This is a genomic window from Photobacterium angustum, from assembly GCF_002954615.1.
GTDB classification, from domain to species: Bacteria; Pseudomonadota; Gammaproteobacteria; order Enterobacterales; family Vibrionaceae; genus Photobacterium; species Photobacterium angustum_A.
Map to the genome: position 1 here is coordinate 1293567 of NZ_MSCJ01000003.1, position 22498 is coordinate 1316064.

At 39.7% G+C, this 22498-nt stretch carries 21 protein-coding genes; 11 read left to right on the plus strand and 10 right to left on the minus strand.

Translation table 11 applies throughout. The annotated features are described in order from the left end of the window. Window positions 1–2421 (plus strand): molybdopterin-dependent oxidoreductase, encoded by a 2421-nt coding sequence (locus BTO08_RS20595; protein WP_105062434.1) that lies wholly within the window; start codon window positions 1–3, stop codon window positions 2419–2421. Window positions 2422–2486: 65 nt separating this feature from the next. Here the strand turns inward: BTO08_RS20595 and BTO08_RS20600 are convergent, their stop codons facing one another. Next, window positions 2487–2861, minus strand: coding sequence for a YybH family protein (locus BTO08_RS20600; RefSeq protein ID WP_105062435.1), 375 nt, complete (start codon window positions 2859–2861; stop codon window positions 2487–2489). Window positions 2862–2964: 103 nt separating this feature from the next. Between BTO08_RS20600 and BTO08_RS20605 the strand changes: the two genes are divergently transcribed. From BTO08_RS20605 to BTO08_RS20615, 3 genes are all read left to right on the plus strand, one after another. Beyond that, entirely contained in the window at window positions 2965–3831 is an 867-nt protein-coding gene (locus BTO08_RS20605; protein WP_105062436.1) for a LysR family transcriptional regulator, read from the plus strand. 127 nt (window positions 3832–3958) lie between these two features. After that, a complete protein-coding gene (locus tag BTO08_RS20610; protein ID WP_105062437.1) occupies window positions 3959–5431 on the plus strand; it encodes a DASS family sodium-coupled anion symporter in 1473 nt (490 codons plus the stop codon). A 164-nt stretch (window positions 5432–5595) separates the two neighbouring features. Beyond that, window positions 5596–5895 carry a hypothetical protein gene (locus tag BTO08_RS20615; protein WP_105062438.1) on the plus strand — a complete coding sequence of 100 codons (300 nt, stop codon included), beginning with the start codon at window positions 5596–5598 and terminating at the stop codon, window positions 5893–5895. 105 nt (window positions 5896–6000) lie between these two features. On the opposite strand, the gene BTO08_RS20620 is transcribed toward BTO08_RS20615, so the two are convergent. Further along, window positions 6001–7023 carry a methylenetetrahydrofolate reductase gene (locus BTO08_RS20620; RefSeq protein WP_105062439.1) on the minus strand — a complete coding sequence of 341 codons (1023 nt, stop codon included), beginning with the start codon at window positions 7021–7023 and terminating at the stop codon, window positions 6001–6003. A gap of 250 nt (window positions 7024–7273) precedes the next feature. Then, the gene (cutA, locus tag BTO08_RS20625) at window positions 7274–7591 is read right to left on the minus strand and encodes a divalent-cation tolerance protein CutA (RefSeq protein WP_105062440.1); all 318 of its coding nucleotides are present in this window, start codon (window positions 7589–7591) and stop codon (window positions 7274–7276) included. A gap of 199 nt (window positions 7592–7790) precedes the next feature. Between cutA and BTO08_RS20630 the strand changes: the two genes are divergently transcribed. Both BTO08_RS20630 and BTO08_RS20635 read left to right on the plus strand, forming a co-directional pair. Beyond that, complete coding sequence (locus BTO08_RS20630; RefSeq protein WP_105062441.1) at window positions 7791–9914, plus strand: bifunctional metallophosphatase/5'-nucleotidase; 2124 nt, start codon at window positions 7791–7793, stop codon at window positions 9912–9914. A gap of 76 nt (window positions 9915–9990) precedes the next feature. Then, window positions 9991–11160 carry a YibE/F family protein gene (locus BTO08_RS20635; protein ID WP_105062442.1) on the plus strand — a complete coding sequence of 390 codons (1170 nt, stop codon included), beginning with the start codon at window positions 9991–9993 and terminating at the stop codon, window positions 11158–11160. Here the strand turns inward: BTO08_RS20635 and BTO08_RS20640 are convergent. From BTO08_RS20640 to BTO08_RS20655, 4 genes are all read right to left on the minus strand, one after another. Continuing rightward, window positions 11138–11584 (minus strand): GNAT family N-acetyltransferase, encoded by a 447-nt coding sequence (locus BTO08_RS20640; RefSeq protein WP_105062443.1) that lies wholly within the window; start codon window positions 11582–11584, stop codon window positions 11138–11140. The genes BTO08_RS20635 and BTO08_RS20640 overlap by 23 nt on opposite strands. Window positions 11585–11683: 99 nt before the next feature. Continuing rightward, window positions 11684–12160, minus strand: a complete 477-nt coding sequence (locus BTO08_RS20645; RefSeq protein WP_105062444.1) for a DUF3291 domain-containing protein — start codon at window positions 12158–12160, stop codon at window positions 11684–11686. A gap of 19 nt (window positions 12161–12179) precedes the next feature. Next, window positions 12180–12482, minus strand: a complete 303-nt coding sequence (locus BTO08_RS20650; RefSeq protein ID WP_105062445.1) for an NIPSNAP family protein — start codon at window positions 12480–12482, stop codon at window positions 12180–12182. Between the two features lie 23 nt (window positions 12483–12505). After that, complete coding sequence (locus tag BTO08_RS20655; protein ID WP_105062446.1) at window positions 12506–13111, minus strand: glutathione S-transferase family protein; 606 nt, start codon at window positions 13109–13111, stop codon at window positions 12506–12508. A 196-nt stretch (window positions 13112–13307) separates the two neighbouring features. Here BTO08_RS20655 and BTO08_RS20660 point away from each other — a divergent pair, with 196 nt between their 5' ends. The 3 genes from BTO08_RS20660 (at window position 13308) to BTO08_RS20670 (ending at window position 15905) form a co-directional block, all read left to right on the plus strand. Continuing rightward, window positions 13308–14171, plus strand: coding sequence for a LysR family transcriptional regulator (locus BTO08_RS20660; RefSeq protein ID WP_105062447.1), 864 nt, complete (start codon window positions 13308–13310; stop codon window positions 14169–14171). Window positions 14172–14334: 163 nt separating this feature from the next. Beyond that, the gene (locus tag BTO08_RS20665; protein ID WP_105062448.1) at window positions 14335–15021 is read left to right on the plus strand and encodes a hypothetical protein; all 687 of its coding nucleotides are present in this window, start codon (window positions 14335–14337) and stop codon (window positions 15019–15021) included. Window positions 15022–15272: 251 nt separating this feature from the next. Continuing rightward, entirely contained in the window at window positions 15273–15905 is a 633-nt protein-coding gene (locus tag BTO08_RS20670) for an SDR family NAD(P)-dependent oxidoreductase (protein WP_105062449.1), read from the plus strand. A 114-nt stretch (window positions 15906–16019) separates the two neighbouring features. On the opposite strand, the gene BTO08_RS20675 is transcribed toward BTO08_RS20670, so the two are convergent. Further along, on the minus strand, window positions 16020–16406 hold the full coding sequence (locus tag BTO08_RS20675; RefSeq protein WP_105062450.1) for a lysozyme inhibitor LprI family protein: 387 nt from the start codon (window positions 16404–16406) through the stop codon (window positions 16020–16022). A gap of 356 nt (window positions 16407–16762) precedes the next feature. Here BTO08_RS20675 and BTO08_RS20680 point away from each other — a divergent pair, with 356 nt between their 5' ends. Next, on the plus strand, window positions 16763–17860 hold the full coding sequence (locus BTO08_RS20680; protein ID WP_105062451.1) for a YdcF family protein: 1098 nt from the start codon (window positions 16763–16765) through the stop codon (window positions 17858–17860). Window positions 17861–17942: 82 nt separating this feature from the next. Here BTO08_RS20680 and BTO08_RS20685 read toward each other — a convergent pair whose 3' ends face one another. Next, window positions 17943–18158: a DUF3955 domain-containing protein gene (locus BTO08_RS20685; RefSeq protein WP_105062452.1), complete on the minus strand. Its 216-nt coding sequence runs from the start codon at window positions 18156–18158 to the stop codon at window positions 17943–17945. Between the two features lie 349 nt (window positions 18159–18507). Here BTO08_RS20685 and BTO08_RS20690 point away from each other — a divergent pair, with 349 nt between their 5' ends. Continuing rightward, window positions 18508–19992: a transcriptional regulator gene (locus BTO08_RS20690; RefSeq protein WP_105062453.1), complete on the plus strand. Its 1485-nt coding sequence runs from the start codon at window positions 18508–18510 to the stop codon at window positions 19990–19992. Window positions 19993–20365: 373 nt separating this feature from the next. Here the strand turns inward: BTO08_RS20690 and BTO08_RS20695 are convergent, their stop codons facing one another. Next, window positions 20366–21961, minus strand: a complete 1596-nt coding sequence (locus BTO08_RS20695) for an LA2681 family HEPN domain-containing protein (protein WP_105062454.1) — start codon at window positions 21959–21961, stop codon at window positions 20366–20368. Between the last annotated feature and the right edge of the window lie 537 nt (window positions 21962–22498).

Consider the following 22498-nt stretch of genomic DNA (forward strand, 5'->3'; position numbering starts at 1 on the left):
ATGGTATTATCAAGGCGTGATTTTCTTAAAAAGACTTGCTCGGTAAGTACGAAAGCAGCACTTGCTATGCAATTAAGTCCACTCGCATTTGCATCACAGGCAGATCCTAATTTACGACGTGTTTTAACTGGTTCTAAGTTTGGTACATTTGAAGCTGAATTGAATGGTAATTCCATCAAAAAGATTTCCGTGGATAATATCCACTCTAAAATGGTTTACCACGCTTATAAAACAATTAATAACCCATCGCGAATTAAAACACCTATGGTTCGTAAAGGTTATTTATCTGGTGACAATAGCGATCGCGGTAGTAATGAGTTTGTCCCTATTAGTTGGGAAAAAGCCATTGATATTCTGTACAAAGAAATAGATAACGCACAATCACAGCATGGGCCTTCATCCATATTCCCACTGTCGCATTGGGGTATGTTTGGACAGTTTGGTAATTGCGGTACAGCAATGCAGCGTGCTCTAAATCTTCATGGTAAAACGATGAGTTCAACAGGTTTTTACTCTTTCGCTGCTGCTGAATCTATTTTGCCTGAGATTGTTGGTGATATTGAAGTAACCTCTGAACAGACAACCTTAAACTATGTGGCAGAACATACAGAACTGCTCATTTTATGGGGTTGTGATCCTATCAAAAACTTAAAGATAGGATTTAGTGTTCCAGATTTCTCACCTTATAAATACTGGCAACAAATAAAACAAAAGATCGACCAAGGTAAAATCGAGGTGATCTCTATTGATCCTGTTACGACAGATACCCAAAATTACCTAAATGCTAAAAATATCGCCATCAAACCGCATACAGATACCGCTTTAATGCTGGGACTTTGTTACGAGCTGTTGGAACAAGAAACGTATAATAAGCGCTTCATCGAAGATTACACAGATGGTCATGAAGAATTTTTTGCCTACCTTTTAGGTGAAAAAGATGGCGTAAAAAAGACAGCTGAATGGGCATCGGAAATTTGTGGACTGCCAGTTACTACCATTAAGTCACTTGCTAAAAAGTTCACCACTAAACGTACCCTGCTTTCTAGTGGTTGGTCTGCACAGCGCGCAGAGCATGGCGAACATTACTGTTGGTCTTTAGTGGCATTAGCATCAATGATTGGCGAGATTGGTTTGCCCGGTGGCGGCTTCTCTTTTGGATATAATGCAAATGATGCAGGCGCAGCAACCTCAAACGGTTCAAGACTTGGCGTAATGAGCGCAACAGTAAAAGATGCATCACCGAAGTATGATAAGCCCTATACGAGTACTCCATACTTCCCTACATCACGTATGGTGGATGTCATCAACAATCCAGGAAAAGTCGTACCGTTTAAAGGTAAAGATATTACTTACCCTGACTTAAAGGTCTTTGTTGTTGCTGGTGCTAATCCATTATCGACTCATCAAGACGTAAACCAACTCAAACAAGCATTAAATAAACTCAATTTTATCGCAACGATTGACTGTCAATGGACTGCAACCTGCCGTTTCTCAGATTTAGTGTTACCAACAACAACAGTTTGGGAGCGTGATGAATTAATACCATACGGTAATGCAACTAACCGTGGTGTTATTGGTATGAAAAAACTGGTAGAGCCGATGTATGAGTCAAAAGATGACTTTGAAATATGGCGTTTATTTGCAGCTAAGTTCGACCGTGAAAAACAGTTTACTGAAGGGAAGACCCAAATTCAGTGGCTAAAAGAGTTTTACGATAAGGCATACACCGATAATCAAAACCGAGGTATCAACATGCCTGTGTTTGAGAAGTTCTGGACCCAAGATAACGCTATTTTTGAATATCCCGGTCAAAATGATTTTGTACGTTATGCCGACTTTAAAGAAGATCCAGACCTTGATGGATTAGCGACTGATTCTGGTTTAATACAGCTATTTTCACAAAAAATAGCTAATGCAAACCTTAAAGATTGCCCGCCCTATCCAAGTTGGATGGAGACGTCAGATTGGAAAGATCGTTCATCAGGTGAGTTTTTCCACCTAATATCGCTACACCCAACAAATAGGCTTCACTCACAGCTTTGTGGCGTGAAAGAGTTGCGAGATCTTGTTAACGCCAATCAGCATGAACCACTATGGATTAACCCTGCTGATGCGAAAGAATTTAACCTTGTCACGGGGGATATTGTCGAAACATATAACGCGAAAGGTAAGGTTTTATTAGGTGCTATTGTTTCAGATAAAGTGAGCCAAGGTGTATTGGCAACACAAGAAGGTGGTTGGTATAGCCCTGACGGTGATACCTGTTTGTATGGCAATGTAAACATATTAACGGCGGATCGTGGTGCGTCATCTTGGTCTCAAGGACCATCAGCACAGACATGCTTAGTCAAAATCAAAAAATATCAAGGTTCAACACCTAATATTGATTGTTTTGATGGCCCCAAAATTGTGAAAGCATAAACCGCCTAAAAAGGCTGAGCCATATCATATGGCTCAGCCTTTTATTTTAACTTCTTATGCTTAGTTTAACGTTCACCTTGCACTTCAAAGCAATCTGATACTAATTTTGCACTACCGTCACTTTGCATAGCCCAATGTTCTTTGTGAACCACACCAAACGCTTTATTCATGGTCCATTTCGCTGTCAAAATATAGCTATCATCACCTTCAGGCTCCCATAACACATCGGTGTAATTCACATCATCAAAGCCTTGATCAATAATGCCTTGCCAGAAGTTTTCAATCGCATCTCTGCCTTCAAACACACCAAACGGACGCGCTTCCATCACACATTCTTTAGTGTATTGCGCTGCACATCCTTTCGCATCCTGACCATTAAATGCCTGTTGCCATGCCGTTAGCGCTGCTTTACATGCCTCAAGTACCTTGTGATCTACCATGATTGTCTCCGTTTATTCTGTGATTTGATTGCAAGATTACCCGTATCACTTATTGCGAAAAACAGAGATAATAGAAATGACTGTTTAATAAAAGAGAACAATCATGAACAAGCTAAGACAAATGTCGATTTTTGCTCACATCGTGGAAGAAGGCTCAGTTTCCGCAGCGGCAAACAAACTTGATTTATCTAAATCCGTCGTAAGCCAACATCTAAAAGCATTAGAACAAGAACTTGGCATTACGTTGCTTAAAAGAACCACTCGCCGCCATACACTAACCCAAGCTGGCGAAGCGTTTTATCAAAGCTGCCGTGAAATTAATAACATTGCTGATATTGCGTGGGATCAAGCCCTAGAAATGCAAACAGAGCCACAAGGAAGACTTTGTATTACCGCGCCTAATGCCTTAATGGACACATTAGTGTCTCCTGTTATTGCCGATTTAATGAAGCAATACCCAAAGTTGAAACCAGAGCTTATCAGCGATGATCAGCACGTTAACCTAATGAAATATGATATTGATTTAGCGATCCGCGTAGGACAATCGCAAGACAGTAATCTTAAGCAAAAACGACTCGGTAAATTTAAAGACGTGCTGTGTGGTTCAACACAATTAAACACAACCGATATTCACCAACTGCCCTATATTGCTAATCAATGGCAAGGCAAACAAATTGAACATACATTCACTGCAACGAACGGCGAATCTCTGGTTTATGAAGCAGAAGCCCACTGCACAACCAATTCCTTTCACAGTTGTGTGGCATTAATCAAAGCAGGCGCAGGGATCGGAATTATTCCTGACTTTTATCTGTCTCAACTGCATTCACACAACGACAATACAATTACATCACTATTGCCAAATATGAGTCTAGCCACTAATCCAATTTATGCGTTAAGCCCTTTTGATAAAACCCCGCCATTGGCAGTCACACTGTGTATCACTGCGCTAGAAAAGCAGTTAGCATAATATGTCTGACATATTAAATATCACGTAAAAGATCATTATCAGAGGTAGTAACTCCTGATCCAGATCATAGGCAACGCATTACCTTTTAAATACCATAAGAGCATAATTTGATTACTGTTGAGCTTTTATGGAACACGCGAAACAATCATCGTCTATAGCCAGTCCTACAGAGCCGCTATTAGCGATTAAACTTATCCCTTCTGTTGTTATCATTCTCCTAAGTATTTTCGCTTGGCAATTCACACCTCCTACAGGTTTATCATTACCGGCCTACCACACCGCAATTATCTTTATTGCAACGATTGCTGCGATTGTCGCTAATGTTTTACCAACAGGTGCTGTCGCTATTATTTCAGTATCGGTTTATGCCGTATTGCACGCAGGAGGTGAAACCAGCGCCAAAGCAGCAATTATGGCAGCCACCAGCAATTTTAATAACGTCTTGATCTGGCTTATTGTGATCGCCTTTATGATCGCAAGAGCCTTCGCCAAAACAGGATTAGGTCGCCGAATTGCGTTAGTGTTATTACGTTATTTCGGTCAATCTTCACTGCGTATTGCTTATTGTTTAGGTGTGGCTGATTTCCTTATTGCGCCTGCAACGCCTAGCAATACCGCACGTTCCGCCATTGTTTCTCCTATTGCCGATTCTCTCGCGAAAACCATTAATAAAGACGACAGTAAGCTGGGCAAGTATTTGATCTCATCGGTCAGTGCAATGAACGATGCATCAGCTGTAGGTTTTCAAACAGGGTTTGCAGGTAACTTAGCATTAGTCGGTATTGCAGCCTCTGTTGCAAATATCAATATGACTTTTACCCATTGGGCAATGTACTTATTAATTCCTGCATTAGCGTTATTAATCACCATCCCTTTTATTCTTTATAAGTTTATTAATCCAGAAACCAAAAAAACTCCTGAAGCGCCTGAATTTGCCCGTGCTGAATTAAAGAAAATGGGCAAAGTGACACAAGCAGAATGGAAACTGATCGCCGTCTTTATCGCCTTAATCATAATGTGGGTAGGCGGTAAAGCACTAAGCCTTCACTCAACCACAGCAGCATTTATTGGTTTATCTGCACTATTAGTGCTTGGCGTTTTAAATTGGAATGACGTTAAAGCAGAAAAAGGCGCATGGGATACCTTGATCTGGTTCGCGGTATTAATGGGCATGGCAAGCCAATTAAAAACCTTAGGCTTTACTGGTTGGGTGGGACATGGCGTTTCAGATATGATCAGTAGCAGTATGGGCAATGCAGGTCCTACCCTTATTTTGCTTGTGATGATGGGCTTTTACTTATTAACAGCGTACTTTTTTGCGTCGGGTACAGCGAAAGTCGTGGCACTTGGGCCTGTAATTATCGGCTCCTTAATGGTCTTAGGTGTTAATCCATTAATCGCTATTTTAGCGGTTGCCGGTATTACTAACATTGGCTGTAACTTAACCACTTATAGTCACGCCCGTAATCCACTTTTGATGGGCTACCAATACCACAACGATAAAGAATGGATGAAAATCGGACTGGTCATTTCCATTGGTGGTGCCATTATCTTTATGACCACAGGCTTAATTTGGTGGTCGATACTGGGTTTAATGTGATTGAACTATTATCGGTAACCGACTACTAATAAGTAACAACACAAAAATGGCTACCCACATGGTAGCCATTTTTTTCATTATAATTTGGTCTATAGCCAGATTTTTAATAAGCCATATAACTTATATAACGTTACAGCTTTAAAACTAGCGAAAAGGAATACATTGTGAGATCGATATTATTAGCAACATTACTCTTGTTTTCTCTCCCGTCATGGAGTGCTAGTTACTGTCTAAAAACAACCTTAGGTGACTATGTATGCCCGCCGCCTTTTGGTCATATTTACGCAGATAAACTCGGCAACCCACTATGTGGTAAAGGGCAATGCATCAAAGACCGACAAGATAACTACCAATGCTCCAAACAAGATGGTGGCTTTGCGATAAAAAACGACCTTGGTGATATTTTATGTACCGGAGGCTGCGAACCCGCATCAGAAAAGAATTGCCAAATACCTAAACCTTAACGCTACTCTCTCTAAAGAGAATTGAAAAAGAAACAGATACAAAAATGGCTACCGCTCTTTCAAGTCGGTAGCCATTTTATTTGCAATCTTTGTTACTAGAACAATTTAAGCAGATGCAAGTTTATTCGCGCGAGCTTTACGCTTTAACAAACGGAATTCATGCTTTGCTAAATGACTGTCCATTGACGAACGTAGCAACTTGTAAAGTAAGATAGAACCGTCAATTTCTTCTTTACGGTTAGTTAAGCTTTCAATATTTAAGCCTAGTGGTAAGTCATACTCCACTACCGCATCCAAGATCTGATTTAAGCTGTTACAGCACATCTTAATCGATTCATGCAGTGGGTTTTCCGCATTCAAAATACGCAAACTTGTTGCTTCTGGAACGCTTACACCTAACCACTCAATAAACTCTAACGTTTTTGCACTACCACAAGGTGAGAAGGTTAAGATAATACGCTGCGGTTTTAAGCCTTGCTCTTTACACTCAATCGCGTAACGAGTCAGAATATCAATCGTCGCCTGAGTATCGTAAATAGCTTGAGAAATAAAGAAGTTACAACCTTGCTTATACTTTTCAATCAAACGTTCATGCTCATTACCTTTCTTAGCATGACGCTCAGCAATCATAATGCCGCCAGTAAAGAAGTCATTACGGTTTTCAGCCAGCGTTTGATATGCCGTAGATAATGGCAATGAAACATCATTTTTCGCTGATGGACTACCCACTAATACCATGTCACGTACACGGTATTCATCCCACGCTTCATTTAGCCACTCATCAAACGCTTCCGTTTCCGACTGCACCACACTCTTATAAGTGATCACAGGACGATCTGTTTTCTTATTCAATAGTGATGAGTAATGACGAGGATCATGGGTCGATTTAAAAGGGAACGGACGAGGCTTATTGGTACGTGATGCTTCATCTTGAATATCGTAAACAATCAAACCATCAATCGCGAGATCACGAATACGATCAACTAAACGATCAGCAATGCCTTCAACATCTTCAATCGGTGTACTGGTTTTTGGTGGTGTTGTACCAATAAAATAAACACCGCGTGTAATATCGTTATAACGGACACGCAGTTCAGATTCAGGGGTAGGTTGATATTGTTCCGACATAAATGCTCACTTCCATGTTGTCACAGTGTATTACCCAATAGATAACACCTGCTTAATTTTTTATAAAACCGCAGCAATGTCTTTTGCCACGGTTTATCTCATCCTTGTGTGTTGCCTTACCTTTCCGTTCTCTTTTAAGGTGAAAATTTATGTTATTTATCAAATTAGCAACACAATATACGCTTTAGTTTTACCTAAACATAATAGATAAATCAAAGAAAAGTCACTGTTTTTCACTTACTGGGTTAAATTAGCGACATTCTTTGTCAATCCATGAAAGATAATCACCAAAACCATTTGTTATCGGTAGTTGAATGATTTCAGGGGTTTCATAATCATGAAGCGCAAGAATCGTGGCTTTAACCTCTTCAAACAGTGTTGTTTTTGTTTTAATGAGCACCTGCTGCTCTTGATCGCAATTCACTTCACCTTGCCAATGATAATAAGACTGAATAGGCATCACCTGTACGCACGCCGCTAAACGCTGGCTAATCAGCTCATTGATAATTGTTTTCCCTATTTTAGGATCTGAAAACGTTGTTAAAACAACACAATATTGACCAGTCATGCTTATTTCCCCCTTATTAATATTTTTATCTTAATATTTCAAATTATTCAGAATAAGAATTTACAAGCAATGTCTCATTCTTTACATCAATGACAGAAGCATCATATAACTCTGACACGACGCTTACATTTGCCCCCTATTATCGCGCCGTTTCTCCCCTACAGAGAAACTATCTTTTATTCGTTAAGGAACTCGAATAGTGCGCAAATTTAAAATTCTATCATTAAGCCTAGCTGTCTCTATTGCCCTTTTTGGCTGTAATGATGACCATCACCACCATGATGACAACAATAAAGTTATTGATGGACAAACACTGACCCACACCCCAGAAGTGGTGAGTAAAGGTGATCAGCAAGTAAGTAAACAAACGATCACATTAGCCGCAACTTCTGACTTACACGGTCGCTTACGCGGCTATGACTACGCCATTGATGCTGAAGACAAACACGCAGGTTTAACCCGTATTGCTACTATCTTAGAGCAACAACGCCTTTTAGATCCTAACCTTATTCTGTTAGATATCGGTGATACGGTACAAGGGAACTCAGCACAACTATTTAATGATATGGAAACGCATCCAATGATCGAAGCGTTACAATATCTTAATTACGACTTATGGGTGCCCGGTAACCACGAATTTAACTTTGATCGCTCATTCCTTGACCGTAATTTAGAACACTTCGATGGCGCGGTAATTTCTAGCAACATCAAATGGGAATCAAATAACGCAAACTATCTGCGTGGCTTCCAAATTTATAACGTTAACGGCTGTAAAGTAGCGGTTATTGGTTTAACTCCTTCTTATGTACCTAACTGGGAAGCATCAGCACCAGAGCATTTCAAAGGCTTAAAGTTTGAAGACGAGCTAAATGCAACACGTGCTGTCGTTGACGATGTTATTGCTCGCCACCAGCCGGATATTATTGTCGGTGCGCTGCACTTAGGTCGAACCGATCAAGGTGTTGGTGTATACAACATTGCCGCAGAGCTAGCTGACAAGTTTGATGTGATCATGGCAGGACACGAACACGCAACTTATATTGAAACCGTGAAAAAAGGCGATCCTAACGGTAACGACATCAGTGTAAAAAGTGGCCTAGTTGAAGACAAAGCAAAATCAGGTAAATACGACGACAGTAATCGCCAAGGTTCAGTAAAAATCATTGAACCGGGTAAATGGGGTTCAGATTTAGCAATGGCGAAAATTGACGTTGAAAAAGATGCGTCAGGTAAATGGAAAATCGTTGATACCACCCTTTCTAACCTTGATACCAAAGAGATCGCAGAAAATCAGAACATGGTTGATGAATACCAAGATATTCATGATCGTTCTGTAGAAGATGCTCGTGAAACTTTGGGCAAAGTAGACGGTGACTTTGTTAACGGTGGCGGTGCTGATGAAGCAACAAACGATGACTACTTTGTTGATGACTTAGGCACGCGACTATACAGCACCATTCACAAAGCAAAAGTACAAGACAGCGCACTGATTGACTTAATTCAGTTCATTGAGCGTGAAAAATCAGGTGCAACAATTTCTGCTGCTGCGTTATTTAGCGACACCTCTAACCTACGTGATGGTCAAGACTACCAACGTAAAGACTCCGCAAACCTGTACAAATACGATAACGCACTCATTGGCGTAAACATCACAGGTGCACACCTTAAAGAGTACATGGAGTGGTCATACAACTACTTCAATACTTACAAAGAAGGTGATTTAACCGTTTCATTTAACCCAGAAGTTCAAGCGTATAACTACGACTTATTCGATGGTGCCATTGAATACACCGTTGACCTTACAAAGCCTGCAGGTGAACGTGTTGACATCACCCTTGTTGACGGCAAAGCGTTTGATCCAAATGCGACATACAAACTGGCACTGAACTCATACCGCTTTGGTACCCAAGGGGTCACTAACGGTTGGTTCACGAAAGATGATGTGTTCTACGATTCAAGTGATGCAACAGTACCTGCAATCCGAGATATGATCACCGCTTATGTAACAGAGCATAACGGTATTAGCATCAACGATGAGCACCTAAACACTACGAATAACTGGCAAATTAAGCAGTTAGCACCGAACGGTGAAATCACAAAGAACCGTGCTAATAGCGATATCTGGAAACAGTTTACTCATCAACAACTGTGTATTCATATCAACCCAGATAATGTGAAATACCCAAGTATTAGTCATGCGTTAAACATGAACGATCCAACCAGTTATTTCGAAAACAAAGCCTATAAAGCAGACGGCAGTGCAACGAAAGAAGCACTAAACCTTGGCTGTAGCTGGACTGTTGATCCAAATAACAAAATTTAATCGTTTATAGCTTTCAAGACCCTAAGCGGTAGATACCCTCTACCGCTTTTTTTCTCTGACTATCTCTGTAGGCCACATGTTTCAAAAATACGTTTTCCCGATCATGATTTTTGCGCTCTCAACAGCTATTTTTCTTTACTCCCCTTTGTTGAGCCAATCTTTCCATCCAAATAAAACACAGTCTCAGCATTTCGTTTCTGCAAAAGTAGAAAACATCATAGAAGAAAATGTATTTGAAGATGATTTAGCGCCTGGGATTTATCGCGGTACACAACACCTAAAAATCAAAGTACTTGAAGGTGAACATGCCAATGAAACCGTTGAAATTAATAACCCACTAAGTCGTCAACATAACGTGTTATTGGATAAAGGATCAGAATTCATATTGATGATCCGCGAAACCATTCACGGCAGCCATTTTTGGGCATTTAACCACCAACGTACTACTCCCATTTACACCATGGCACTGGTCTTTATAGGGCTTATTTTATTCTTTGGTGGGCGCGCAGGCTTAAACGCTGTGATTTCTCTGTATTTCACTGCCGCACTGATCATTGGCGTATTAATTCCAGCCATATTTGACGGAATAAACCCAGCCTTGGTCACTATCGAATTAATGGCAATAAAAATTGTCGTTAATTTCATCCTAGTTTCTGGTTATAACAAGAAAAGTCTGTGTGCGATATTAGGCACCTTAGTTGGGGTTATCATGGCGGGTATTTTTGCTCAAACCTTTGGCGAATGGGCACACCTATCAGGTATTTACTTAGATAAAGGTGAGGATGTCATTTACCTTGCTACAGAAAATCCTATTCAAGTGCGTTGGCTGATGTTTGTCACCATTATGATTGCCGCGCTAGGCGCCGTGATGGACGTTGCCATTTCAATTGCTTCATCGTATCAAGAGCTGCAACAAGCCAATCCTAAACTCACTCCCAAACAACTGATGCTTGCCAGCATGAACATAGGCAAAGACATCATGGGAACCATGACAAACACGTTAATTTTAGCGTTTGCAGGTAGCTCGCTCACCACTATCATGATGGTCTGGGGGCTTTCAATGCCTGTTGAACAGTTTATGAATACCCCAGTGATCGCGTTAAGCATTATTCACGGTTTAGCAGGCAGCATAGGTATTGTGCTTACCATTCCATTTACTGCCTTTATTGCTAGTAAAATCTTTAACTATCAAAGTAATGAAAAGCCAGTAATCAACGCTAACGTTAACAATGCTTTAGATAAGTAAAAAACTCAGTGTCTTTTTCGTAGTGATTTTTTTCATATAAGTTCTGCGCTTTTAAGTTATCGACAGCAGTACTTAGCATAATGAAAGAGGCCTGAGTTTCTTTCGCTAGCTGATCAGCGCGATCAAGCAGCAACTGCGCAACCCCATGTTGGCGAGCAGATTCGGTTACAAACAGATCATAAAGCAACCAAGTACGATTCATTTCAAGCGAGCAAAACAGCGGATATAACTGAGTAAAACCAACATATTGCCCTTGTTCATCAACCACAAAGTAGATAACCGACTCTTTATTTCCTAAGCGTTGTTGCAGGTATTGAAGTGGGTTTTTCTCGCTATAATCTACTTCATAAAAAGTCAGATATGCCTCATACAAAGGCGCAACGTGAGTTAAATCATCAAGGGTGGCTTCTTTAACAGTAAACATGACATACACCTTTTTTTGCTTAGATTCTTCTCCCCATTAATACCAATCATAGCCGCCAACTGACAAACAAACTGAGATTGAATTTTTAATACCCTTCTCTCATCTCTTGCTAGAAATTAACTCATCAAGCAACAACAAATCGTCTGGCGTAAAACGGGAGTTAAATGAAAAGGCATAAGGCGTTTCACCATGCTCTCGTAAATACTCAAGTCGCGACACAGCGTGTTGTGGCGTAGGAATTTCATCATCTTCAATCCACCATAAAACATAATTAGCTTCAGTTAAGCGGTAGAACCATTCACTTTTACGGCGCATAAAGTCTTTATGATGCGTGCGGAACATAAAGTTTTTAAGATCATCCACCGAGTCCCAAATCGACATGTTGACGATGATAGAAGGATCATCAAATAGCTGAATATTTGTCGCATCACCAGATTCATCTTTTAAGCGCCACACAAAGCCATCACTGTTTTCAGCGATCGTATTCACCTTATCTAAGTTATCAACAAACTCTTTAATTTCAGGCGCATCTAATGGGTATTTTGCCTTTGCGATATTGAGTTGTGCCAGCTTCATGATTCGTCATCCCTCTTATTCAAAGCATCGGCTTAAAAAAGCTACGTTCATAGCTGATAATGCAATCTGTCTGCTCTGCAAAGTTATACGCCTCTATACATTCAGGATCGGACATAGAATCGGTTCGATACTGTTCATAAGCAGCTAAACTATCAAAACTAAATAAAGCTAAGGCGATATTATTAGCACCCTCAGATGGAAGGAAATAACCGTGATGTTTTCCGCCAAACTTTTCTATCAAAGGCAGCCACTTGCGTCCATAAGATGCAAATTCATTAACCTTTTTCGGATCAATAACGTATCTAACATAACAAGTGATCATGCCTTTATCCCTCTAATTACACACTAAACCGCTTCTTCCATATCAACACTGGCGTGTAACTGCCCCACCGCTTTCAACCAACGCTTAATGTGTGGGTAGCCACGTAAATCATAACCACCGTCATCAGCTACATGGGTGTAAGCATATAATGCAAAATCCGCTATCGTGACATTGTCACCTACCAAGAAGTTTGATTTCGACAATTGCTGCTCCATCACATCGAGGGCTTTATAGCCTTTTGCATGTAACGCTTCATACTGTTCAACTCTGTCTGCTGGCATACCCAAATAGACTTGAATGTAACGTGCTACCGCAATATAAGGTTCATGCGAATACTGCTCGAAGAACAACCATTGATAGACTTTAGCTTTTAGAAAATTGTCTTGGGGTAAATACTCAGAGCCTTCTGCGAAATAGCTCAAAATCGCATTCGACTCATACAGCACCCGACCATCATCAAACACTACAACAGGGATTTTTCCATTAGGGTTCAGTGCTAAAAATTCAGGCGTATGGGTTTCGTTCTCCAAAATATTAATATGCTGCCACTGGTGCTCAATTCCTAGCAGTGACAAAATCAATTTCACTTTCAAACAATTTCCCGACTGTAAATCGCCATACACAACCATAACCACTCCTTGTATTGTCTGGATTCATACTAAAAGCACTTTCCTGCCCTCATTGACAAAGTTAACTGTAATCAGCAAAGCACCATTCGACTATCGTAAAATACGAATACCAACTATCAATAATATTGAAGTATTTATCACTTGTTATAAGAGTAATTTAACGCTATGTTTTTATTGCTAAATAGAGGGATCTCATATGGATATTGATGCATTAAGAAGCTTTTTAGCTTTCGTAGAAACAGGCAGTTTCACTCGCGCAGCAAAGCAAAGTTTTCGAACTCAATCTGCGATTAGCATGCAGATGAAAAAGCTCGAAGATGAGCTCAATACTCAGCTATTTACTAAAGATGGTCGAATGCTGGTATTAACAGAAGATGGGCAACGCTTAGCAACGCATGCTACCCAAATTATCGCAACCCACGATGAAGCCTTGTTAGAGCTTAAAAACAAGTTACCGCAACAAACCATCCACCTTGGTTGTCCTGATGATTATGCTGAATCTATCTTGCCCTATATTGTGGCTCTGCTCCGTGAAGAACACCCACACATTAGCCTGCAAATCACCTGTGCACCAAGCGTACATTTAAAAGGTTTACTCGACAGTAATCGACTTGATCTCGCTATTGTTACGCGTTCGCCAACCTCGCAAGAAGGCTACTTTCTCCAAACCGACAAAGGTATATGGGTTGGCTCGCCACATCACGACATTGTTAACCAACAACCCTTACCGATTGTATTATTCCAACGCGACTGTAAATTCCACAGTGCAGCCATTGAAGGCTTAATAAAACGTAACCGACATTATCAACTTGTCAGTTGTTGTAGCAGCGCAACAGCCAACAAAGGCTTAGTGAGGCAAGGCTTGGCAATTTCTGCGATGGCGAAATGCAGCATGCCGAATGATTTAATTGAGCTTACCGCCCCTCATCTGCCTAGCTTACCCGTGGTTGATATAGTGTTATCACTGCCGAGTAAGCCACACCTCTTACTTTCACCTGAAAGTATCAACCGCATGATTGATCGTTACCAGTGTGAACAATTTGCGGCAGAAAAGTGCTAAACACTGAGCGCCTATTAAATAAGAAACGATTATCTTTAATTGAATAACAGTATTACTTTCAAGACACTCAAATCAAAAAGCTTTAGCTAATCTCAAAAGTACGATTACTTAGATACTGACTTTTTTGTTGGGATCTTTCATACATAAACAATAGGAATATGCTATGAAAAAATGGAGTCTTTTAGCTTTGGCATCGGCTTTATTGCTGGGGTGTGGTTCAAATGATGCTGAAGATGCTATTGTAGAAACCGTTGGGCTAAATATCGATAGCTTATCGAGCCAACAAAAACAAAATTATGCCCAGATCTCAACCGACATTAATACATTGATTATTTATATTGGTGGTCAGTGTTTTACTGCTGAATCAGAAAGAAATTCTAATATAGCGCTCACTGGCTTTACCTGTAACATCGCCGATCATAAAGACGCAGTAAGCCAAACTCAGTTTTCTAGCATTTCGCTGATCAGCGGCACGCTTGATATTACCCGTTCTAGCGAAACCGACTTCAAAATTCAAACCAAAGATAACGTCAAGTTTCATGCTGCTAGCATTAGCGATGGCACATTAAATTATCGCCTTGTTGATGATAACGCGATTCACTTTATTGTGAATGAAACAGGATCAGATAGCGCATCGTTCAGAGGCTTCTTCCGTGACGATAAAACCGTAGATGTCACCTATTGGACGGCAGAATCTTTAGGTACTACCCCATTTGATTATGATGAAGATACCAATAGCCAACATAGCTGGCTGGCAAACAGCACAGCGAAAATTACAGGGAAAGACGATAAAACCTTTAACTGGAGAACCAGTGCCACCGGTGAGGTAGAGTTACCACTAACAGAATAATGTTAAGCGGCTAAGCCGAAGACTCAAACGCCCTGTTTGAAAACAAAGAGAGTTAGGCAAGCGCAGGCTTTGAAACAAAAACCAGTCAATAAATCAAAGCGTTGTCATCACTGAGATGGCAACGTTTTTTCTTTGGCGCAATCCACTAAGGCAGACTAATAACAAACAGATAATCAACCAAATTAATGACTCCGCCATTAGAATAATGCAAACTATTATCATTACTGTTATTTGAGATGGATTTTTACGTAATGAATATTGCAATTTGGGGTGCTTCAACTGGATTAGGCGCAGCAATGGTAGATTACTTTTATGCTCAAGGCATGAACGTTATCGCCATAGCACGTAACCCTAATAAAAATACCAAGCTTGCCGAGCACAACATAACGTCCGTTTGTTGTGACGCAACAGATAAACAACAAGTTGAAGCGGCGGTATCAGCACTGCCCGACAACACCTTTAATATCTCTACAATGGGCAGTTTTCGCTCTGATACACCTGTCGATTACATTGGTCACCGCTACTTAACAAATGCATTAGAACAAAGCACTTCACAACACTTATTGTTAATTACTTCACTGGGTTGTGGTGATAGTTGGCAATACCTTTCAGACCGCGCCAAAGCGGGTTTTGGCAGCGCAGTGCGTGAAAAAACACTCGCTGAAGCTTGGCTACAAAGCAGCAGTTTGAATTACACGATTCTAAGACCTGGCGGACTAAAAGATGGCGAGCCAACCCAGCTAGGCGAGTTATCACAACATAAAGAAGTTCACGGCGCGATTACACGGGGAGAAGTCGCACGATTAAGCCATGAATTGCTGTTAAGAAATGATGCTAATGGTCAGATTTTCCAGTGTATTGATCCAAGCATCGCCCCTTACTAACCATCACGTTATTAGCAAATAAGAACCAGAACGAATAGATAAAAAAGCCCGATTTAAAAAATCGGGCTTTTTTATAACTTGATAGAAAGAGATTACCGCCCTTTCATGCTTACACTACCAACCCTCTTTTAGCTCTTTAGTGCGCTGGATAGTTTCTGTAATCATACAATCACTTAAATCTTCTAACCCACCAGAGCCACTTTCACTATGATAAAACATGCCACACTTAGCATCTCTGTATTGAATCCATAATCGTTGGGTTTTTCTTAAATCTTCTTTACGAAAATCTTGGATTCTCGCCATATATTGCTTATAAGCCGTATTAAGCAATCTATCCCTTTTCGATAATTCCTCGTTCATACATTTAACAACGGATGGAGTCGAGGCTCCCCAAGTATCAATACACTGATCAAACTCTTTACTGTAATCGGCAAACGCAGTGTTAAAGAAGGTTGGCAAAATGAAAGCCGCAACCATTGGGTAATAAAACCGTTTTTTCATCATACTTCCTTGTTCATCCCCATCACTAACCACAATCTTAAGTAACTGAATATTAGATGGTAAATGGTTTTATTCCAAAACAATACAGGCTATATGTCTGATTTGCATACTATTTAGCCAACAAACCAAAAGACTAAAGCCCTACAATGCAGAATTTCATTGTTAACAGTTAAAATAAGCAAGCATAGTAATAATCAATCACTAAAGCTCAATTACAAGAGATTAATCACAATAACAAATATCATTAAAACAAAAGGTTACAAAACGGGATACTTTTCACAGTTTATATACCCATTAAAAATAGAATAAAAAATCACTTCCATGACAATAAACAGCAATAAACTCTGGATATATTGATGAAAAGTAACCTACTTGCCCTAGCCCTTAGTGGTGCATTAGCACTCACTGCTGCGCCATATTCTTTTGCAGCTAACGACGCAACGGTTCAATCTTCTACCGATTACTCGCAATTCGTTACTAAGCGTCAAGTTGTCGATCAACTATTAAATGATGCAGTAACAGCGTTTAAATCTCCGGCTCGTGTTTCCCATGCAGGCTCTACCGCCAAAATGCCAAGCAATATGGAAATCGTAACCAACCGATTACTTGAAGCCTACCAATTAGAACCATACCGTACCGACTTACTGATTTCTGCTGCTAATGCACAGATCTACAACAAGAATGCAGACCGAGCCATTTCACTTTTCCAACAAGCTCTTTCGGTTGCACCTGATGATGTCGATTTACATGCCTACCTTGCTGTTTGGCAGCGTTTCAAAGGCAACCAAGCTGAATCTGACAAGCATATGGCAACATTAGCCAAATTAAACCCGGGCAAAGCGGCTGATATTGAGCGTATTTTCACAACTGTTGATCGCATTGTGGCAACACCACTAAAAGAGAAAGCAGCGAAAGGCAAGTTAGACGACAAAGGCGCAATCATCACCTTAGGTTATGCACTAAACCCAGATGGTTCGATGCATCCCATCTTAGTTGAACGTCTTGAAACAACCCTTGCGATGGCAAAAGCCAACCCTGATGCGTTAATCGTATTAACAGGTGGTGTGCCAATGAACCATAAAACCGAAGGTAAGCTAATGGCAGATTGGCTTATTGAAAAAGGCATTAGTAAAGATCGTATTATTGAAGAGAACTACGCCACCAGCACCGTGGATAATGCCCTATTCAGTAGCTATGCGTTAGCACGCCATCATATTAAACATGCCACAATTATTAGCTCGGCAAGCCATGTTCGCCGTGGTCAAACCCTGTTTGAGATCGCAAGTTGGCAGACTGGCCCACAAAGCATCACTTTTGATACGGTAAGTTACCCAGACAAACCACTAAAAGAGTTAGTAACACCGAACGATGGTGAATTGTTAGGTATTTACCGTGATGCATTACGTACTTATGGTATGTGGAGTTACCGTTCATATCCGTTGGAGTCACGTTAAGGTTTAAAACCCACTTTACTTGAGAAGAAAAGATAATAAAAAAGCGATGCCGTAGAGATACAGCATCGCTTTTATTTAAACCTTATACCTTACCTCGCTTTCTGTGTTTCAAGGCGGTATAAATCAGACTCACCAATGCCAATAATTGAAACAACCAAAACAGAGGAATAAAACCAAACGATTCAATTAACACGCCATTGTCATCGACATAAGAACCTTCATAAGCGTATATAGCCAGACAACCCCACCCGATAAGACTTAAGAGGATAGTTACTCTGTATCTACTGATTAACGTCATCTGAGCCTTCCTTTAAATACTCACTTAAGCGAAACCCACTGTGGATTGTACATACCTTATCTAATCTACTTTAAAAAGTACGCTAACTCAGTACCGAAATAATCGCTTTGTGATCACACAGTTCATGGAGATGGCTAACTCGTTTTTGGACAAAAGTAAGTTAGTAGTTTTGCTTATTTAGTAAAAGTCGGATTAGTTAGCGTATGGCAAAAATTAACTAACAAAAAGCAAGACCTGCCCCCATTGGTTCACAAGCCAACGCATATTTCATTTAAATATCATCCAATTACCAATCGTAGTAATATGCTATTCATCGAATAGTATGTTGGCCATATTGCAGGATATAATAATGAACCAAAGAATTGAAAACGATACTTTCTCGGGAGGTGAAACGACTCACCTGAATGCAACTGTTGGTAATAATGGCAGCTTTGCTCCGGAAGGAGAAGCTCGTTCAAATACAGATTATGCTCTTGGTTTTTCAAGCGCCGCACTCGAACTGATTAGATCAGCGAAAGAATCTTCTGAGTTTAGAACTCACCTCGACTTTTTGGTTTATCCTATTTGTTTCAACATGAGACATGCTGTGGAATTACGGCTGAAAAAATGGTGGAAAGACTTAGGAATGTTAGCCTCAAAAAGAGAGGTTAAGCTAAAACAGCATAGAGACGCCAAAGTTGCAAAAGATCGTTCATTAAGAGGAAAGCTAGACCCCTTTCCTACAATAGATGAGGCATCCACACACGATCTATCTAAACTGTGGAATCTGGTAACCGAATATGCATCAGTAATAGACTCGCGTTTCAGCAAGCTCATTCCATTGTTAGACCCTTACATCCAAGATATTGCCGATATTGATCCTACAGGCCAAACTTTCAGATACCCAGCCAGCAACGATAGCCAAGTTCACTTAGCTGAAACACCGCTTATTAACATCAGAATACTTGAACTCAGATTTACTATGTTGTTTAAGCTTTTTGATTTTCAGGATCAAATAACTCAGGAAATGAAATATGAGTACTCTTGGGTTGACACACCAAATCAACTTTCATACCACGATCTACAATCAATATCGTTGGTGTTGGCTGAGTATGAAGATAAAGAAGGTGAACCAATAGCAGCACAAGCAAAAGAAGTAGTTAGAGATAAATATGGATTATCAGGCGGCATATATAGCAAAACGATTTCCGCTATCAAATGCAATCACTACTTAAACCATAGTCTCAATATGATTAATGAACCAAAGCATCTAAGTGCGGAAGCTATCGGCGTTATATTTGAAGTATATTTTGACTATAAACCTGTAGATGAATATCGAACGGACTATAAACGAGCTGAAACCAAAACTGAAATCAGAGTATATAAACCCGACTTCGATAAAATGAAACATGAGATACAAAAACGAGCTGAATTAAGAGAGAAACTCTTTGGGTATTTAACTAGAGAACAAATCGCTGAGTCTACAGCACTACTTGAGTGTTACTCAGAGTCAAAATATATGGAGATTTATGACCGGTTAGTTGAAGAACATATCACTTACGTAAATAAAATGGATGAGGAAGAACTCAAAGCTTATATATCCAAACATTTCTTTGGTTCTATGATTCTAGAAAAACTATCTTTGATGCTACTCCAAATGAACTGTATAGATGTAATACAACCTCATATCGAAGAATATAGGTTAACCGATATCAGTTGGTATAAAAGCTTTCAGGGCCGGGCATTCAACCGGTGCTATGATGAGTTCCATCATTTCGAATGCTCAATCGAACAGTTTCAAACTGAAGTAATTAGCGTTTTATCTCAAGTAAAATCAGAAAGATTAGGCGATTAATTAGTTAAAGAAAGCTACTCACCCGAGTGACTTTTTGCTGCTCTCTACTAGATAAGTTGTTCTATAAACTTATCTAGTGGAGTTGTGAGCTGGTCGCCCTAAATCAGGTTCAGGTCTTGCTTTTTGCCTGTCATTAGTACAAATATTACAAAACTCTCGAATTCAAACCCAAGTAAGAAGCGGTGCTGACATGACGTTTTGGGGCAAAGGTGTGTTACAACTCATCACAGAGTCAGCACAGCTCTACTGACTCGTTGATGGACATTTTCGAGTTAGCGTTTAATCTAATTGATCCTTTCACGGATTAACTCAGATAAGCAAAACTTCAACCCAAAGCGACTACATATTCGCCATGGTCATTGTTATACGCAATTTACCAATCTTTGAAATCTTGCCTATTCATGCTCTGTGATAATATTATCGAATTGTCATCTATTTCTCTTGTCCCTTCATGCCGTACCATCAACGTGAAAGAAAAGATCGCAGATCTAGTGATTTGCAGCATGTGTTCGAGAGAATTGATAAAATCGGATTCTTTAATAAAAGCCATATCATCGACAAAACAGTAAGAGTTATATAAATCATTTGGTTTGTCTCCTTTATGGACTACAACGAACTTGTGTTCCAAATCGTTGCGCCATGCTTTGAAGAACGCCCACTCACCGTCTTTACGATCGTTTAGATCGCTAGCAATACTATACAATGCCAATAGTCCAGGGGATCTTACTGCTTCAAACTTCTCTCGTCTTTTATCACGGTCAAGCTGCCAAAAGCTTTGAAATGAGACATTTCTATTTGATGGATACAAATCAAACAATTCGCATACAGCAACTCCAATTTTATCAAGAATACCAAAGCACAATCTAAATGATGTCCTGAGCTTTTCTACGTCCACACCCAGCAGTTCATCATTAAATAATTCGGAAAAGCAAGACTCATGCAGTAAGTCTTCGTTTTGTTCTTGAGTTAAATAGTCATAATAAAGTTTTCTTGCAAAAGAAAATTCAGACTTTAACCGATTCAAAACCATTTCCATTGGAACTATAAAGTCCCCAGTTACTCCGCTCAAATTCGGTATTGTTAAGTCATCCCTTGCGCTTCCAGCACAATGACAATACAAACCGTGTTCAGAAAGAGACAAATGATTTTCAAGACAGTACTTTCTATAATCGCTAAGTTCATTAAACTCAGCTTCTGTTTCATGACTATCTTCATTATTTCTAGTGATATTCTCTTTTAAACAAAGCTCATCAATTTTCTTTTGGTGATATTGCGCCAAATCAAGATAATAGTTAGCCCAACTGTCAGGAATTTCGGCTCCTTTACTTGCTTCCCTATACCCTGACACAATCTGATCAAGCATTTGTAATGAATGGCTCGATGTAATGGTGTTTAACATCAATAATGTTTCGCTACGATTTACCCATGCTTGAGTACACTGATAATTTAGACTTAATGCTTTATCATATAATCTAAGAGCTTCGACAAGGCGGAATTGACGCTTTAGCGAGTTCGCTAAATTGACAATTAGCTCATAAGGAGATTCATTCTTAGTAGTAACTGTTGCTTTTAGCGCTTTCCAGTACAAATGCTTTAGCTGGACAAGCTCTTCTATAGTATCAAATGTATGATTAAACGAGTTTGGTTCAGAGATCATACTCGACTTGGCATTTGCAAAGTTATAATAGAAATCACTATCTGGTATTAGCTCTAACATTTTCGATTGATGATCGTTCATTAGCTTGTAACCAATAGTCACTATCTCAATGTCAGCTTTCATTGACCCAATATCAATGAAAGAGCCAGCCATATTAAAAAGCTTTAAATAATACTCAGTATTATCATTACCATTCGAGGCTTCGATGGTTTTAAGTAATTCTAGAGCTTTAGTAAAAGCCATGGAAAAGTCACCGACATCAAGCAAAGCATAAATAGCTCGATGCTTTTCTACAAATAGATCTCCTACCATCAAATATCCCATTTTTATTTGTAATAAGAATTGCGTATTACGCCCGAGTAATAGGCTGTAAAGAAACTGCTGGCTTATGTATACGCTTGTTAAACTTTTAATTTTTTAGTAACGTTTCAACTATCTCAACGCCCAGTTAGATAGCTTTTTTGTCGATATTTTCAGCGGTTGAATGCACCTGTGCATTTCGAATTATTCTCAGTTCTGTAAGTTGTTGGCTTCTGTCTTCATTTTCTATTTTCAACCTCTAATTTGTGAGGCTAACAATTTATTAGACTAAGATCGTTATAATACACTCCAGCTTCCAACCATTTTGGCCAATATACTAGTGGAAATAACTATTAATCAATTAATTACATATTTTAATGATAGTTTTTGAGGCGTTACGCTGCAGCGAAAACAATAATATCCAATCGAGCCAAGTCTTATTTTTCGTCATCCATTAATTTTGTATCTTATAACTGACAGATTGACTGGAAATGAAGGTTAGATCTGTAACATTCAGGAGCATTGTTTAGCTAGCTTGAATGTGGAAAA